The organism is Streptomyces sp. NBC_01334, assembly GCF_035983595.1.
GTDB classification, from domain to species: domain Bacteria; phylum Actinomycetota; class Actinomycetes; order Streptomycetales; family Streptomycetaceae; genus Streptomyces; species Streptomyces coriariae.
On the sequence record NZ_CP130718.1, the window covers coordinates 7,081,080 to 7,094,347 of the forward strand.

General features: G+C 68.6%; 15 protein-coding genes. 6 read left to right on the forward strand and 9 right to left on the reverse strand.

The features are described 5' to 3' along the window. The first annotated feature begins 60 nt into the window (after positions 1 to 60). Positions 61 to 1,038: a sugar ABC transporter substrate-binding protein gene (locus OG736_RS31885; protein WP_327185425.1), complete on the forward strand. Its 978-nt coding sequence runs from the start codon at positions 61 to 63 to the stop codon at positions 1,036 to 1,038. Positions 1,039 to 1,059: 21 nt separating this feature from the next. Here OG736_RS31885 and OG736_RS31890 read toward each other — a convergent pair whose 3' ends face one another. The 4 genes from OG736_RS31890 to OG736_RS31900 all read right to left on the reverse strand — a co-directional run bounded on the left by OG736_RS31890 (position 1,060) and on the right by OG736_RS31900 (position 4,049). After that, positions 1,060 to 1,488 carry a rhodanese-like domain-containing protein gene (locus OG736_RS31890; RefSeq protein ID WP_327185426.1) on the reverse strand — a complete coding sequence of 143 codons (429 nt, stop codon included), beginning with the start codon at positions 1,486 to 1,488 and terminating at the stop codon, positions 1,060 to 1,062. Then, positions 1,485 to 2,015: a cupin domain-containing protein gene (locus tag OG736_RS31895; protein WP_327185427.1), complete on the reverse strand. Its 531-nt coding sequence runs from the start codon at positions 2,013 to 2,015 to the stop codon at positions 1,485 to 1,487. The genes OG736_RS31890 and OG736_RS31895 overlap by 4 nt, the downstream gene beginning before the upstream one ends. Before the next feature lie 96 nt (positions 2,016 to 2,111). Beyond that, positions 2,112 to 2,225 (reverse strand): putative leader peptide, encoded by a 114-nt coding sequence (locus OG736_RS47335; RefSeq protein WP_348983243.1) that lies wholly within the window; start codon positions 2,223 to 2,225, stop codon positions 2,112 to 2,114. Positions 2,226 to 2,426: 201 nt separating this feature from the next. Next, on the reverse strand, positions 2,427 to 4,049 hold the full coding sequence (locus OG736_RS31900) for an FAD-dependent monooxygenase (RefSeq protein ID WP_327185429.1): 1,623 nt from the start codon (positions 4,047 to 4,049) through the stop codon (positions 2,427 to 2,429). A 1,038-nt stretch (positions 4,050 to 5,087) separates the two neighbouring features. On the opposite strand from OG736_RS31900, the gene OG736_RS31905 reads away from it, so the two are divergent. Both OG736_RS31905 and OG736_RS31910 read left to right on the forward strand, forming a co-directional pair. Then, on the forward strand, positions 5,088 to 5,291 hold the full coding sequence (locus OG736_RS31905; RefSeq protein WP_327185430.1) for a hypothetical protein: 204 nt from the start codon (positions 5,088 to 5,090) through the stop codon (positions 5,289 to 5,291). Positions 5,292 to 5,503: 212 nt separating this feature from the next. After that, positions 5,504 to 5,686: a hypothetical protein gene (locus OG736_RS31910; RefSeq protein ID WP_327185431.1), complete on the forward strand. Its 183-nt coding sequence runs from the start codon at positions 5,504 to 5,506 to the stop codon at positions 5,684 to 5,686. Positions 5,687 to 5,999: 313 nt separating this feature from the next. Here OG736_RS31910 and OG736_RS31915 read toward each other — a convergent pair whose 3' ends face one another. The 4 genes from OG736_RS31915 to OG736_RS31930 form a co-directional block, all read right to left on the reverse strand. After that, complete coding sequence (locus tag OG736_RS31915) at positions 6,000 to 6,911, reverse strand: amino acid ABC transporter permease (RefSeq protein WP_327185432.1); 912 nt, start codon at positions 6,909 to 6,911, stop codon at positions 6,000 to 6,002. Then, on the reverse strand, positions 6,908 to 7,573 hold the full coding sequence (locus OG736_RS31920; RefSeq protein ID WP_327185433.1) for an amino acid ABC transporter permease: 666 nt from the start codon (positions 7,571 to 7,573) through the stop codon (positions 6,908 to 6,910). The genes OG736_RS31915 and OG736_RS31920 overlap by 4 nt, the downstream gene beginning before the upstream one ends. A gap of 76 nt (positions 7,574 to 7,649) precedes the next feature. Beyond that, positions 7,650 to 8,489 carry a glutamate ABC transporter substrate-binding protein gene (locus OG736_RS31925; protein WP_327185434.1) on the reverse strand — a complete coding sequence of 280 codons (840 nt, stop codon included), beginning with the start codon at positions 8,487 to 8,489 and terminating at the stop codon, positions 7,650 to 7,652. Between the two features lie 62 nt (positions 8,490 to 8,551). Then, positions 8,552 to 9,328 carry an amino acid ABC transporter ATP-binding protein gene (locus tag OG736_RS31930; RefSeq protein ID WP_327185435.1) on the reverse strand — a complete coding sequence of 259 codons (777 nt, stop codon included), beginning with the start codon at positions 9,326 to 9,328 and terminating at the stop codon, positions 8,552 to 8,554. Positions 9,329 to 9,642: 314 nt separating this feature from the next. Here OG736_RS31930 and OG736_RS31935 point away from each other — a divergent pair, with 314 nt between their 5' ends. Next, entirely contained in the window at positions 9,643 to 10,329 is a 687-nt protein-coding gene (locus OG736_RS31935) for a response regulator transcription factor (protein ID WP_142266493.1), read from the forward strand. Between the two features lie 12 nt (positions 10,330 to 10,341). Further along, entirely contained in the window at positions 10,342 to 11,748 is a 1,407-nt protein-coding gene (locus OG736_RS31940; RefSeq protein WP_327185436.1) for a sensor histidine kinase, read from the forward strand. 9 nt (positions 11,749 to 11,757) lie between these two features. On the opposite strand, the gene OG736_RS31945 is transcribed toward OG736_RS31940, so the two are convergent. Beyond that, positions 11,758 to 12,756, reverse strand: coding sequence for a TAXI family TRAP transporter solute-binding subunit (locus tag OG736_RS31945; RefSeq protein ID WP_327185437.1), 999 nt, complete (start codon positions 12,754 to 12,756; stop codon positions 11,758 to 11,760). 99 nt (positions 12,757 to 12,855) lie between these two features. Between OG736_RS31945 and OG736_RS31950 the strand changes: the two genes are divergently transcribed. Continuing rightward, positions 12,856 to 13,263: a pyrophosphohydrolase domain-containing protein gene (locus tag OG736_RS31950; RefSeq protein WP_327185438.1), complete on the forward strand. Its 408-nt coding sequence runs from the start codon at positions 12,856 to 12,858 to the stop codon at positions 13,261 to 13,263. The last annotated feature ends 5 nt before the right edge of the window (positions 13,264 to 13,268 follow it).

Here is a 13,268-nt window from a genome sequence, read left to right on the forward strand (position 1 = left end):
GTGAACCCCCGTCTCTCGTCCGGGGGTTGTCTCCCGCACCTCCCGAAAGGCGGCCCCGCCATGCCCTTGCCCACCCGCTCCCGAAGACCGCTCGTCGTGTCGGTCCTCGGCGCCGGTCTGCTGCTCACCGGCTGTGGAGTGTGGCCCTCACAGGCCACGGCACCCGCGGGCGCGGTCAAGGGGAGGATCACGCTGGGCTTCGTCAACGGCGGTACCACCGAGTTCCATACGTGCCTCCAGGAGTCCGTCGAGCGGACGGCCCGCAACAACGGCGTCCATCTCTTCACGGCCAACTCGCGCCAGGACGGCGACACGGAGGTCTCCAACATCGAGGCCATGATCGCCCGCAAGGTGGACGCGTTGATAGTGCAGACCGTCGACGTCGACGCCCTCGAGGGGGACATCGCCGAGGCGAAGGCAGCCGGCGTGCCGATCTTCCTCACCTCGGTCGCCCCCGACGACACGTCCGACCTGCTGGGGGCCGTCGTGGTCGATCTGAAGGAGGTGGGGGAGCTGGACGCCGAGTGGATCGAGCGGGACGCCGCCGGCCGCGCGGTGAGCGTCGCGGTGATCGCGGGAGCCCCCGGTGCCGCCTCCGACCTGCTCACCGAGGCCTTCACCCAGAGGCTGCCGGACAATGCCGAGGTGGTCGCCAGCCGGCCCGGCATGTACGACCCCGTCAAGGCGCGGACGGTCGCCGCGACCATGATCAAAGGCAATCCCGGCCTGGACTACGCCTTCGTCGCCAACGAGGAGATGGCGTTCGCCGCCCGCAAGGCCTTCGACGCGGCCGGGGCCGAGGACGTCAGGATCGTGACGGTGAACGGCACCGACGAGGCACTGGCCGCACTCAAGGCCGGCAGCCTCGCCGCCACCGTCTCCAACTCGGCCGCGGACACCGGCGAACGGGCGGTGCAGAACGTCGTCTCCCTGCTCCGCAAGGACCAGAGGGCCGACAGGATCGACAAGACGCCCGTCCGCCTGGTCACCCGGGACAACGCGGACACGGCCCCGCTGTACTGCCCGCCGCGGGACTGAGCCCGGCGCGCCGCAGCCCCGCTACGACGTCACGGGGAGCCCCGCCGCCCGCCACGCCTGGAAACCACCGACGAGGTCGGTGGCCCGGTGCAGCCCCAGTTGGTGCAGGGAAGCGGCGGCCAGGCTCGACGCGTAGCCCTCGTTGCAGATCACGACCGCCCGCACTTCATGGCTCGTGGCCTCGGGGAGGCGGTGACTGCCCTGGGGGTCGAGGCGCCACTCCAGTTCGTTGCGCTCGACGACCAGGGCACCGGGGATCAGACCGTCCCGCTCGCGCAGGGCCGCGTACCGGATGTCGATCAGCAGCGCCTCACCCGCGCGGGCGGCCTCGTAGGCCTCTCGCGCCTCCACGCGCGCGTACCCCGCGCGTACCCGCTCGAGCAGTTCGTCCACGCCCGTCGGCCGTTCGCCGTCCGGTCGCCGCTCCTGAGGTATGACCGGGCCGCTCACTGCCAGTCCTCCGGGCGCTCGACCTGCTCCAGCCGCAGCACGTGTCCCGTACGGCTGTAGCGGCGGATGCGCGGCAGCGGGGGGTAGTAGGCGTGGACGGAGACGGCGTGTTCCTCGGTGGACCGGTTGAGGACCTCGTGGACGTGGTGCCGTCCGAAGGAGCGGCCCCGGCCGGCCGGCAGTGTGCGCTCCCGGTCCACGTCGTCCGTCAGCTCCAGGGTCTTCCAGCCGTCGGTGGGCAGCCGCGCGGCGAGCGAGTACTCCTTCAGCTCGCCCTGCGCGGTCAGGAAGGCGCCGACCGAGTCTGCGTGGTCGTGCCACCCGGTGCCGGTGCCGGGCGGCCAGCCGATCAGCCAGGCCTCGCTGCCGCCGGGTCCCTCCAGGCGCACCCAGGTGCGGCCCTCCGGGTCGAGCGGGAGCGAGGCGATCAGCTCGGTGTCGGCGGCCGTGCGCCGGACGAAGTCGAGGAGGTCCGCCTGCGTGGGTGCGGCGACGGCGGTGCTGGGCACGGGGGAAGAGACAGACATGGAGACCGTCCTGAGAACGTTCGCGGGGAGCGCGCGGCCGCGCACGGGGTGAAGTGCGCATCGGCGGCACACGCCGGTGGGACAGGGGGTGCGAATTCAGCAGGACGGGCGACACACGCAGCCCGCATAGCGGACGAGGTCCATATGGACCCTCCGCCACAGGCGCACATCGGTGTCGGTCACGATCCGGAGTACACCACGCCGGTGCACCCCGGTCAACTCACTGTCACCATGTGGACCGCACAGTCACAGCCGGTGCGATCGTGCGTTCGTCGTACGGCTCCTTTCGGGTCTCGTCGGGTTCTCGTCTTCGGGTTCACGTCCGGTGGGCGGCCGGTCGTCTCCGGTTCTCGTACGGGCGGGCGCCGGGTGGGGCCACCCCGGCACTCGGCCGGGGCCGTACCCCGTCCGTCACTTGGCCGCGGAGCCCGCCGTGGCCCCCGCGTCGGACGTCTCCCGTGACCCCGTGGGCCCGCCCACCGTCGCCTCCGCCGCCGCGTACAGGTCGGCCGCGCGTACTCCGTCGAGCGCGGTGACCAGATGGCCGTCGGGCCGGATCAGCAGGACGGTGTGCGCGGCCGCGCCCGGATAGCTCTCGGCCACCAACAGCTCGGCCGGGCTCGGCAGGGCCGTCACCGCGGCGGCGAGCCGGGGCATGATCCCTGCGCCCACCCAGTGCCTGCGCTCCCACACGCCGGTGCCCGGCGCGATCAGCAGGACGAGCAGGGCGCCGCGCCCCAGCCGGTCCCGCAGTCGTACGAACGAGCCGTCCTCCGCGGTCACGCGCACGTCCTCGACCGGCGCGCCGGGAAGCGTGTCCACCGGCACCTCCGCCTCCAGATGCCGGGGCGCGAGCGGTGAGCCGTCGTAGGCGCCCGGCGCGCCCAGCGGACCGCGGCCCAGGTGACCGTCCGTGAGCAGCACGTCGTGACCGCGGGCCGTGCCGGGGACGTACGCCCTTATCCCCGCGCCGCCGCGCAGCACCGGCAGCGCCTGGTCGGCGGCGCGCAGCCGGGCGGCGACAGCCGCGCGCCGCTCCGCCTGGTAGCTGTCGAGCAGCGTCTCGTGCGACCCGTGGTGCCAGGCCAGGGCCAGCTTCCAGGCCAGGTTGTCGGCGTCCCGCAGGCCCTCGTCGAGGCCCTGGGTGCCGAACGCGCCGAGCAGATGCGCGGCGTCCCCGGCGACGAAGACCCGCCCCACGCGCCAGCGGCGGGCCAGCCGGTGGTGCACGGTGTGGACACCGGTGTCGAGCAGTTCGTAGGCGGGTGTGGAACCGCCGCTCCAGCCCGCCAGGGTCTCGCGGACGCGAGCCACCAGCAGCTCGGGCGTGACGAGGTCCTTGCCGGGCGGCAACAGCCAGTCCAGGCGCCAGACGCCGTCCGGCAGCGGGCGTCCGGTGACTTCCCCGGCTGAGGGGCCGGACACCCGCCACGGCGGTGTCCGATGGAGCAACGCCTCGTCGGGCCACGGAAGTTCCGTGCGCAACGCGGCCACGGCGTGTCGTTCCACCGCGGTACGGCCGGGAAAGCGGATGTCGAGGAGTTTGCGGACGGTGGAGCGCGGGCCGTCGCAGCCGACCAGGTGGCTGCCGCGCCACCAGGTGCCCCGGGGACCGCGCGTGTGGGCCGTGACACCGGAAGGTTCCTGCTCGATGCCGTCCAGGCGGCTGTCCACGGCGATCTTCACCAGCCGCTGGCTCACGAGGGCGGCGCGCAGGACGCCCGTCAGCACATGCTGGGCGATGTGCAGGGGAGCGGGATCCGTCGCGTCGTCGAACCTGACCTCGCGTGTCACCTGCTTGCGCCGCATCGACCGCCATCCGGCCCAGTGGACCCCGGCCCCGGCGAGGGACGTTCCGGTGAGCCGCTCGATCAGGGCGGCGGTGTCCTCGCGCAGGACGACGGTGCGCGCGAGCCGTGGTTCGTCCTTGCCCGGGCCCTCGTCGAGGACCACGGACGGCACCTGCTGGCGCGCCAGCGCCAGGGCGAGCGTGAGCCCCACCGGCCCCGCTCCGACGATGATCACCGGGTCCACGGCGTGCCGCCCCCTGCCCGCGACGGTGTCCTCAGGGACGTAAGGGAACAAGAGGTAGGAGCAGGGTGCACGATCACAGAACGTATGCAACCCATTGCCGCTGCTTGCGTCAAGTGACGGAGGCAGTGGCTTACTGGAGGCCCTTCGTGCTGTTCACCATTGCGCCGGCCGAGGCTTGTAGCCATCGACACGCCCTCTAGTGCAGCCCCGCCCCGTCCAGCGCTTCGGCATCGCGGTGACCCCTCTGGCTCCAGGGGCGCGGACAGTGATGTCCAGGTCGATGCCGAGGGCGGGGGCATGCTCGGTGAAGTGCCTGAGCCAATCGCCCTCGGCCCACACCTAACCGATGGCCGGACGGGTGAGGGCCACCTGGCCGAGCAGGCGGGCGCTGGGCGCGGGTTGCAGTGACCAGCACGGGGCATCAAGCCGAGCGTGTCCGCTTCATGCCCACGTGGAGGTCTTGCTCGGGCGCTGCCCGAAATCCGGGGCAAGGCCGCGGCGCTCGAGACGCCGGGCTGCCGGGACCGGCTCGATCAGCTTCCAGCGGACATGGGACAGATCACTCGGATACCGGCGTCACCCACCCGCGAGCCGGGTGTACTGCCCAGACGTGGATGCGCCCCGGATTGTGCCTTCGGCCTTGTAGTTGCTCAGCCACGGAACGGGGCGTTCTCGAATAAGTCATTGAGTCCCGACTGCCACCTTATTTGGCCATCGAGATTCGGCCGCATAACCGCTGCGGCCCGATGTGGCGCAAATCGGCAACGAATTTACGTCAATGGCTGAATGTCGCCACATGGGGACGGGAACCTCAAATGCTCCTCAAATTCCTCAAATCAATTGACATGCTTTTCAGGTGACTCATAGGTTGAGCATGTCAACCCGACACGGGGAACCGAATCCAAAAGAACGGGGATCTCAGTGCGTAAGACATCAAGAATCATCCTTGCGGGATCTGCAACGCTCGGCCTTATGCTCGCAGTGTCGGCCGAGGCGTCAGCAAGTGCTACGGCAAGGCCGACGGGATGCACCTCCCAGGTGAACGACAACAAATTGACTGTGGCGAAGTGCAGCAACGCGCACGGTGGCCACTATCGCGCCATCGCGGTGTGCAAGGACGCGGACACGGGCGAAATCAAGTTCTTCGATGGTGATTGGCGGAATAATGGGTCGTGGTCCAAGGCTTATTGTCAGGGCTCGACCAGGGTTCAAAGTGCCGGCATTGAAACCAAGGTGACCTGAGTACGAGGTATCGACCTCCCGCCACGGCATATCTCTCAAATGACCGCGCAGTGAAAGGGTCTACGGCAATGAAGAAATGGTCGATTCTCGTCACGGGTGGAGTGGTAGCCGCCTTGTCCCTCGGCGTCCAGGGGGCAGCCTCGGCAGCACCCGCGGCGGCAACCGCCTGGCCGACAGGCTGCACATATCAGACCAACTTCGACAACGGTGCGATGGCTCGCTGCTCCCACAGCAACGGGGGCCACTACAAGGCCAGCGTCCTGTGTACCCGCCTGGACGGCGGCGGAAAGATCGACATCGAGGCTGTCGCCTGGCGTACCAGCGGCTGGTCGAAGGTCTACTGCCCGGCGCTGACGACGTTCTACTCGGCCGGAATCGTAACCAAGGCCTCTTAATGGCCGCTGTCCAAAGGCGCGTGGGCCGTTCCTCTACGGAATTCTTTCCTGAGGCTTTTCAGGGGAAACGCGCAGGCTCGGGCGGGTGTCGGGTCATATCCGCAGCCTAGGTCCTGCCACGGCATATCGGGAGGTGAAGGGTAGGTTCGTACCGCGCGCCTGCCCGCCTCGCTGAGAAGTCATCCCGGTGCAGCAGCCGGACATGCCCCACGCCAGGAACCGCCTTTACGTAAAGGTGAAGGCGGTTCCTGGCCCGTGTCCTCGGTGCTGGGGTGGCGCCATCCTTTGCGCCACCTCCAACGATCGGTCAAACCTATTCTTTGATGCCGTCCCTTGGCTCGGGTGGGGCGTGGCCCACGGTCTCAAGGTCCTCGATCGCTTCCACTCCGACCACCGCGCCCGTGCTCTTCTTGCTGCGGCGCAGCCTCCGCTCCAGCCAACTCGCGAAGGTCGTGAGGGTGAAGTTGATCGCAACGAAGATGACGGCCACGACGGTGAAGCTGGCGATGGTGTTGGCGCCGTAGTACGAGCTCATCGGGCTCACGGCGGCGATCAGGTCGGGGAACGTGAGCACCGCGCCGCCGAGGGCGGTGTCCTTCACGATCACGACGAGCTGGCTGACGATAGCCGGCAGCATTGCCGTGACTGCTTGAGGGAGCAGGATCGACGTCATGGTCTGGGTCTTGCGGAGGCCGATTGCCTGCGCCGCCTCCGTCTGACCCTTGGGGAGGGAAAGGATGCCCGCGCGGACGATCTCCGCGAGCACTGAGGCGTTGTAGAGCACCAGGCCGGTGACAACCGCGTACAGCGGGCGGTCGTCGGAACTGACGTTCGTGTACTCGGAGTACAGGGCCACGCCGAAGATCATCAGGATCAGTACCGGGATGGCGCGGAAGAACTCGACGATCGCGCCGGCCGGAACCCGGATCCAGACATGGTCCGAGAGACGCGCGATGCCGAACACGGCGCCCAACGGCAGCGCGAGGAGCATGGACAGGGCCGCCGCGATCAGAGTGTTCTTCAGGCCGGGCAGGATGTACGTGGTCCACGCCTCAGAGCCGGAGAAAAAGGGCTCCCACTTTACCCACTCGAGCTGGCCCTTTTCGTCCAGACTTTTATACACCCACCACAGCACTGCGGCGAGTACGGCCAGGAACAGGATCGTGAGGAGCGCATTGCGCCGCTTGGCCCGGGGTCCCGGGGCGTCATACAGGAGGGAGCTCATCGCTTCACCGCTACCTTCTTGCCCACCCAGCCGAGAATCAAGCCGGTCGGCAGCGTCAGACACAAGAAGCCGAACGCGAATACCGCGGAGATTAGCAGGAGTTGTGCCTCGTTCTCAATCATTTCCTTCATGAGCAGAGCGGCCTCAGCGACACCGATTGCAGCGGCGACTGTGGTGTTCTTGGTCAAGGCGATCAGTACGTTGGTCAGCGGGCCGACCACCGAGCGGAAGGCCTGGGGCAGCACGATCAGTGTCAGGATCTGGGTGAAGTTCAGCCCCACCGCGCGGGCCGCCTCCGCTTGGCCGACTGGCACGGTGTTGATGCCCGAGCGGATTGCCTCGCAGACGAACGCCGAGGTGTAGGCGATCAGGCCGAGCACGGCGAGTCGGAAGTTGATGCTGTCGAAGTCGTGGGCGCCGAGGCTGATGCCCAGGGTCTGGTTGAGCCCCAGCGAGGTGAACAGAATGATCACCGTCAGCGGGATGTTCCGCACGATGTTCACGTAGGCGGAGCCGAAGCCGCGCATCAGGGGTACTGGGCCGACGCGCATGGCCGCCAGCAGGGTTCCCCAGAGCAGGGAGCCAGCGGCTGAGAGCAGCGTAAGCTGCACAGTTACCCAGAAGGCGCCCAACAGGTCGTAACCTTCAAGAAAGTCGAACACGATCTCCCGCGCTTCCGCGTGTGGGTTGGCCCGAGTGCGCCGCCCTCAGCGGGCGACGCACTGGTTGGGCGCTTCATCAGCTCTTGATGTCGCCGATCTTCGGCGCTGCCTCCGCCTTGTAGTTGGCCGGACCGAAGTTCTTCTCCACGGCCTTCTGCCAGGAACCGTCAGCGACCATCTCCTCAAGAGCCTTGTTGATCTTGGCCTTGAGGTCGCTGCCCTCCTTGACTCCGATGCCGTAGTTCTCGTTGGTCATCTTCAAACCGCCGAGCTTGAACTTGCCCTTGAACTGGTCCTGGGCCGCGTAGCCGGCGAGGATCGAGTCGTCCGTGGTCAGTGCGTCGATGGCCTTGTTCTGCAGACCGGTCAGGCAGGCCGAGTACGTCGGGTACTTCTGGAGGTCGGCGTCGGGGGCCAGCTTGTCCTTGATGTTCTGTGCCGAGGTCGAGCCGGTCACGGAACACAGCTTCTTTTTGTTCAGGTCCGCCGCCGACTTGATGCTGTCGTCGTCTGCGCGGACCAGAACGTCTTGGTGGGCGAGCAGGTACGGGCCCGCGAAGTCGACCTTCTTCTCGCGCTCCGGGTTGATCGAGTACGACGCAGCGATGAAGTCGACGTCACCCCGCTGAAGCATGGTCTCGCGGTCGGCGCTCTTCGACTCCTTCCACTCGATCTGGTCGGCGTTGTAGCCGAGCTTCTTCGCGACGTAGGTGGCGACGTCGACGTCGAAGCCGGAGTAGCCCTGCGGAGTCTTCTGGCCGATGCCGGGCTGGTCGAACTTGATACCAACAGCGATCTTCTTGTCACCGCCGGAGGAACCGCTGTCGTCCTTGCTGTCGTCGCCACCGCAGGCGGTGGCGGTCAGGGCGAGGACGAGGGCTGCGGCGGAGGCTGCGGTGACCTTGCGAAGCTTCATGAGGAACTTCCTTAGAAGAGTGGTGAAGTACTGCGTGCGGTGCGGGTTCCGTCAGATGCAGGTCAGTGGTGCAGGATCTTCGACAGGAAGTCCTTGGCACGGTCGCTGCGCGGATTGCTGAAGAACTGGTCGGGCGCAGCCTCTTCGACGATGCGTCCGTCCGCCATGAACACCACGCGGTTTGCAGCCGATCGTGCGAAACCCATCTCGTGGGTGACGACGATCATCGTCATGCCGTCCCGGGCCAGCTGCTGCATGACTTCGAGGACCTCGTTGATCATCTCGGGGTCCAGAGCCGACGTCGGCTCGTCGAAGAGCATGACCTTCGGGTCCATCGCCAGCGCCCGCGCGATGGCGACGCGCTGCTGCTGACCGCCGGAGAGCTGTGCGGGGTACTTGTCGGCCTGGGTGGCCACACCGACCCGGTCGAGGAGGGCGCGTGCCTTCTCCTCGGCCTTCTTCTTGTCGGCCTTGCGGACCTTGATCTGGCCGAGCATCACGTTCTCGAGCACGGTCTTGTGCGCGAACAGGTTGAACGACTGGAACACCATGCCGACGTCGGCGCGCAGCCGGGCCAGTGCCTTGCCCTCCTGGGGCAGCGGCTTCCCGTCGATGGTGATCGCGCCCTCGTCGATCGTCTCCAGGCGGTTGATGGTGCGGCACAGGGTCGACTTGCCGGACCCGGAGGGTCCGATGACCACGACGACCTCGCCGCGGTTGATCGTGAGGTCGATGTCCTGGAGAACGTGCAACGCGCCGAAGTGCTTGTTGACGCTCCTCAGGACGACCAGTTCACCGCTCGCGACCGCGTCTTCCTTGGTCACCGATACTTCGGTCATCGCTCTGGTGCTCCGTCCTCCTCGGTTTCGGAGGACAGTAGTGACCTGCCGCGACCAGCGTCATTACATCTGAGGGGAATCTGAGCATCACGATCCGATAGCAATCGGACACGTGTCGTAGCACTTGTGACCTGCGGGCGTATCGGGCGGATAACGGTGGCCCGGTGCAACCGGAACCCTCTTGACGGCGTCCTCGTCCATCAGCGTGACTGCCATGATGCACACACGCGTGTGCCCGCGTTTTCCCGACCGGAGAACCGAACGCCTGTTTTAGTGAGTCAGACCGTATGCCCGATGAACCGGAGGAGGCCGGCATGAGACTGCTGCTCGTCGAGGACGACAACCACGTCGCCGCCGCGCTGTCCGCGGTCCTGAAGCGGCACGGCTTCGACGTCACCCACGCGCGCAGTGGCGAGGAGGCCCTCCAGGCGCTCGTCCCGGAGGGTCCCGGCTTCGGGGTCGTGCTGCTCGACCTGGGCCTTCCCGATCAGGACGGGTACGAGGTCTGCGGCAAGATCCGCAAGCGCACCGCCACGCCGGTGATCATGGTGACCGCCCGCTCCGACGTGCGCTCGCGCATCCACGGCCTCAACCTGGGCGCCGACGACTACGTGGTGAAGCCGTACGACACCGGGGAACTGCTCGCCCGTATCCACGCCGTCAGCCGCCGCACCGTCCACGAGGACGCGGAGGCCGGCGGGGAGGACGCGCTGCTCCTGGGCCCCGTGCACATCGAACTGCCCACCCGGCGCGTCACGGTGGACGGCGCGGTCGTCCAGCTGACCCGCAAGGAGTTCGACCTTCTGGCGCTGCTCGCCCAGCGCCCCGGTGTGGTCTTCCGCCGGGAACAGATCATCAGTGAGGTGTGGCGCACCAGCTGGGAGGGGACCGGGCGCACCCTGGAGGTGCACGTGGCCTCGCTGCGCGCCAAGCTGCGCATGCCCGCGCTGATCGAGACCGTGCGCGGCGTCGGCTACCGGCTCGTCGCCCCGGGCGCGTAGCGGGGACCGCGGTTGCGTACACGTCTCCTGCCGCTGCTCATCGTGCTGATGGCGGCCGTACTGCTGGCCCTCGGGGTGCCGCTGGCCGTCAGCGTGGCGGGCGCCCAGCAGCAGAACGTCGTCGTCGACCGCATCGACGACACCGCGCGGTTCGCGGCGCTCGCCCAGTTCGTCACCGCATCGTCGGGCGTCAACGACTCGGCGTCGGCCACGAACGAGCGACGCGCGACGCTCAGCCGGGAGCTCGACAGCTACTACGACGTCTACGGCATTCGTGCCGGTGTCTTCTACGGCACCGACACCCCCATGGCTCATGCCCCGAGGGACTGGTACCTCCCCGAAACGGGGGAGGTGCGGGAAGCCTTCGAGGAGGCGCTGCTCAGCCGTCGCAGCCACGACCCCCGGCAGGTGTGGCCATGGCAGCGCAACCGGCTCGTCGTGGCATCGCCGGTCATCCGGGACGGTGACGTCGTCGCCGTCGTCGTCACCGACTCGCCCACCGGGCCGATGCGGTCGCGGATCCTGCACGGCTGGCTGGTGGTCGGCGCGGGCGAGATCGCCGCGATGCTGCTGGCCATCGGCGCCGCCCTGCGGCTGACCGGCTGGGTGCTGCGACCGGTGCGGGTCCTGGACGCCACCACCCACGAGATCGCGAGCGGCCGCCTGAAGTCCCGGGTCGCGGTGGCCGGCGGGCCCCCGGAACTCAGGCGGCTGGCCGGGGCGTTCAACGAGATGGCGGACAACGTCGAGGACGTGCTGGAGCAGCAGCGCGCCTTCGTCGCCGACGCCTCGCACCAGCTGCGCAACCCGCTCGCCGCACTGCTGCTGCGCATCGAACTGCTGGGGTACGAGCTCCCGGAGGGCAACGAGGAGATCGCCTCCGTCCAGAACGAGGGCAAGCGCCTGGCCCAGGTCCTGGACGACCTCCTCGACCTGGCCCTGGCAGAGCACGCGGAGGCCGACCTGCGGGTCACCGACATCGGCGCGCTGGCCGCCGAGCGCGTGGCCGCGTGGGCGCCCACCGCCGCGGCCAAGGGCGTCCGGCTGGTCGGCGACTGCCCTCCCACCACGGCATGGGCCGACCCGGTGACGCTGTCCAGCGCGCTGGACGCCGTGATCGACAACGCGGTGAAGTTCACCCCGGACGGAGAGAGCGTCACGGTCACCGTCACGGCCGACGGCGAGACCTCGACCGTCGTCGTCACCGACAACGGTCCCGGGCTGACCGACGAGGAACTCACCCGCGTGGGCGACCGTTTCTGGCGCAGCGGCCGTCACCAGAACATCAAGGGCTCGGGTCTGGGCCTGTCCATCTCCCGGGCCCTGCTCGCGGCGGGCGGCGGCTCGCTCTCGTACGACCATCACGAGCCCAGTGGACTGACGGCGACCGTGTCGGTGCCGAGGTCGCCGACGTCGTAGCCAGGAGACCTACGGCTTGACGGAGCGGTAGTAGCGCCGGGCGCCCTCGTGCAGCTTCAGCGGGTCGGTGTAGATGGCCGTACGCAGGTCGACCAGCTGCGCGGAGTGCACATGCGCGCCGATGCCGTCCCGGCTCTTGATCACGGTCCGGGTCAGCCACTCGGTGAGGCGGGGCGCCATGTCCGTCCGGGTCATCAGCAGGTTGGACACCGCGATCGTCGCCACGGTCGAGCCGTTCTGGATGGTGGGGTACGCCGACTCCGGCATGTTCGTGGCCCGGTAGAACCCGGTGGAGTCGTCCTGGTCGTGCATCTTGGCGACCAGGTCGGGGCCGATCGGCACGAACCGGAAGGTGAAGGTGTCGGCCAGCTTCTCCAGCCCGGCCGTCGGCACCCCGCCGGACCAGAAGAAGGCGTCGATCTTGCCCTTCTTCAGCTCCTCGGGGCCGGTGTCGATGCCCTGCGACGCGGCCGTGATGTCCTGCGCCGGGTCCAGGCCCGCCGCCTTGAGCACCCGCTCGGCGATCAGCCGCACGCCCGACCGGGGCAGCCCGGTCGCCACGGTCCTGCCCCGCAGGTCGGCGACGGACCGGATGTCGGAGTCACGCGGCACCACGAGCTGGACGTAGTCGTCGTACAGGCGGGCCACCCCACGCAGCCGGGCGGCCGAGCCGGGGTGCTGCCGTTCGTACGTCTCCACCGCGTCGGCCGCGGCGATCGTGAAGTCGGCCTCGCCGGTCGCCACGCGCGCGACGTTCTCCTGCGATCCGTTGCTGGTCGACAGCTTCACGTCCAGGTCGGGCATGTCACGGGCGAGCTCCGCGCGCAGGCGGCTGCCGTACTCGTAGTAGACGCCGCTCGTCGTGCCCGTGCTGAAGGTGATCGACCCGCTCGGCGGGTCCTCGCCCAGCGGCAGCAGCCACCACAGCAGCAGCCCGAGGGCGACGGCACCGGCTGCTGTGCCCTGGAGGGCACGGCGCCTGCCGATACGGGAGAACAACGGGGACATGGGCGCGATCCTGCCAGCCGGAACGCGATGCTGACCAGGGCGGGGCTCACAGGGCCGGTTCCGGACCGGAGTGTCAGTGGCCGTCGTTACAGTCGGTGCATGAGTTCCTCGCCCGCCGAACTGGTCCGTGAGTTCCACCGCGCCTTCGGGCTCGACGCCCGCAGCACGCCGACGGAGGTGTCGCCCCGCCTCGCCGCGCACCGTGGCGAGCTCCTCGCCGAGGAGGCGGCGGAGGTCGCCGAGGTGTCGGTGAGCGGCCCGCTGGACCGGCTCGCGCACGAGCTGGCCGACGTCGTCTACGTCGCCTACGGCACGGCCCTGGTGCACGGGATCGACCTCGACGCGGTGCTCGCCGAGATCCACCGGTCCAACATGACCAAGCTGGGACCCGACGGCCAGGTGGCCCGTCGTGCCGACGGCAAGGTCCTCAAGGGGGAGCACTACGAGATACCGGACGTGTCCGCGGTGCTGCGCCGCCAGGGGTGGACCCCCGGCGGCGCGGCCTGAAGCCG

Excerpts from the sequence above, each read along its gene's own strand:
- OG736_RS31915 (WP_327185432.1), bottom strand. The coding sequence starts at position 6,911 with ATGAGCTCCCTCCTGTATGACGCCCCGGGACCCCGGGCCAAGCGGCGC.
- OG736_RS31885 (WP_327185425.1), top strand. The coding sequence starts at position 61 with ATGCCCTTGCCCACCCGCTCCCGAAGACCGCTCGTCGTGTCGGTCCTC.
- OG736_RS31895 (WP_327185427.1), bottom strand. The coding sequence starts at position 2,015 with ATGTCTGTCTCTTCCCCCGTGCCCAGCACCGCCGTCGCCGCACCCACG.
- OG736_RS31910 (WP_327185431.1), top strand. The coding sequence starts at position 5,504 with ATGGCTCGCTGCTCCCACAGCAACGGGGGCCACTACAAGGCCAGCGTC.
- OG736_RS31945 (WP_327185437.1), bottom strand. The coding sequence starts at position 12,756 with ATGTCCCCGTTGTTCTCCCGTATCGGCAGGCGCCGTGCCCTCCAGGGC.
- OG736_RS31935 (WP_142266493.1), top strand. The coding sequence starts at position 9,643 with ATGAGACTGCTGCTCGTCGAGGACGACAACCACGTCGCCGCCGCGCTG.
- OG736_RS31930 (WP_327185435.1), bottom strand. The coding sequence starts at position 9,328 with ATGACCGAAGTATCGGTGACCAAGGAAGACGCGGTCGCGAGCGGTGAA.
- OG736_RS31925 (WP_327185434.1), bottom strand. The coding sequence starts at position 8,489 with ATGAAGCTTCGCAAGGTCACCGCAGCCTCCGCCGCAGCCCTCGTCCTC.
- OG736_RS31950 (WP_327185438.1), top strand. The coding sequence starts at position 12,856 with ATGAGTTCCTCGCCCGCCGAACTGGTCCGTGAGTTCCACCGCGCCTTC.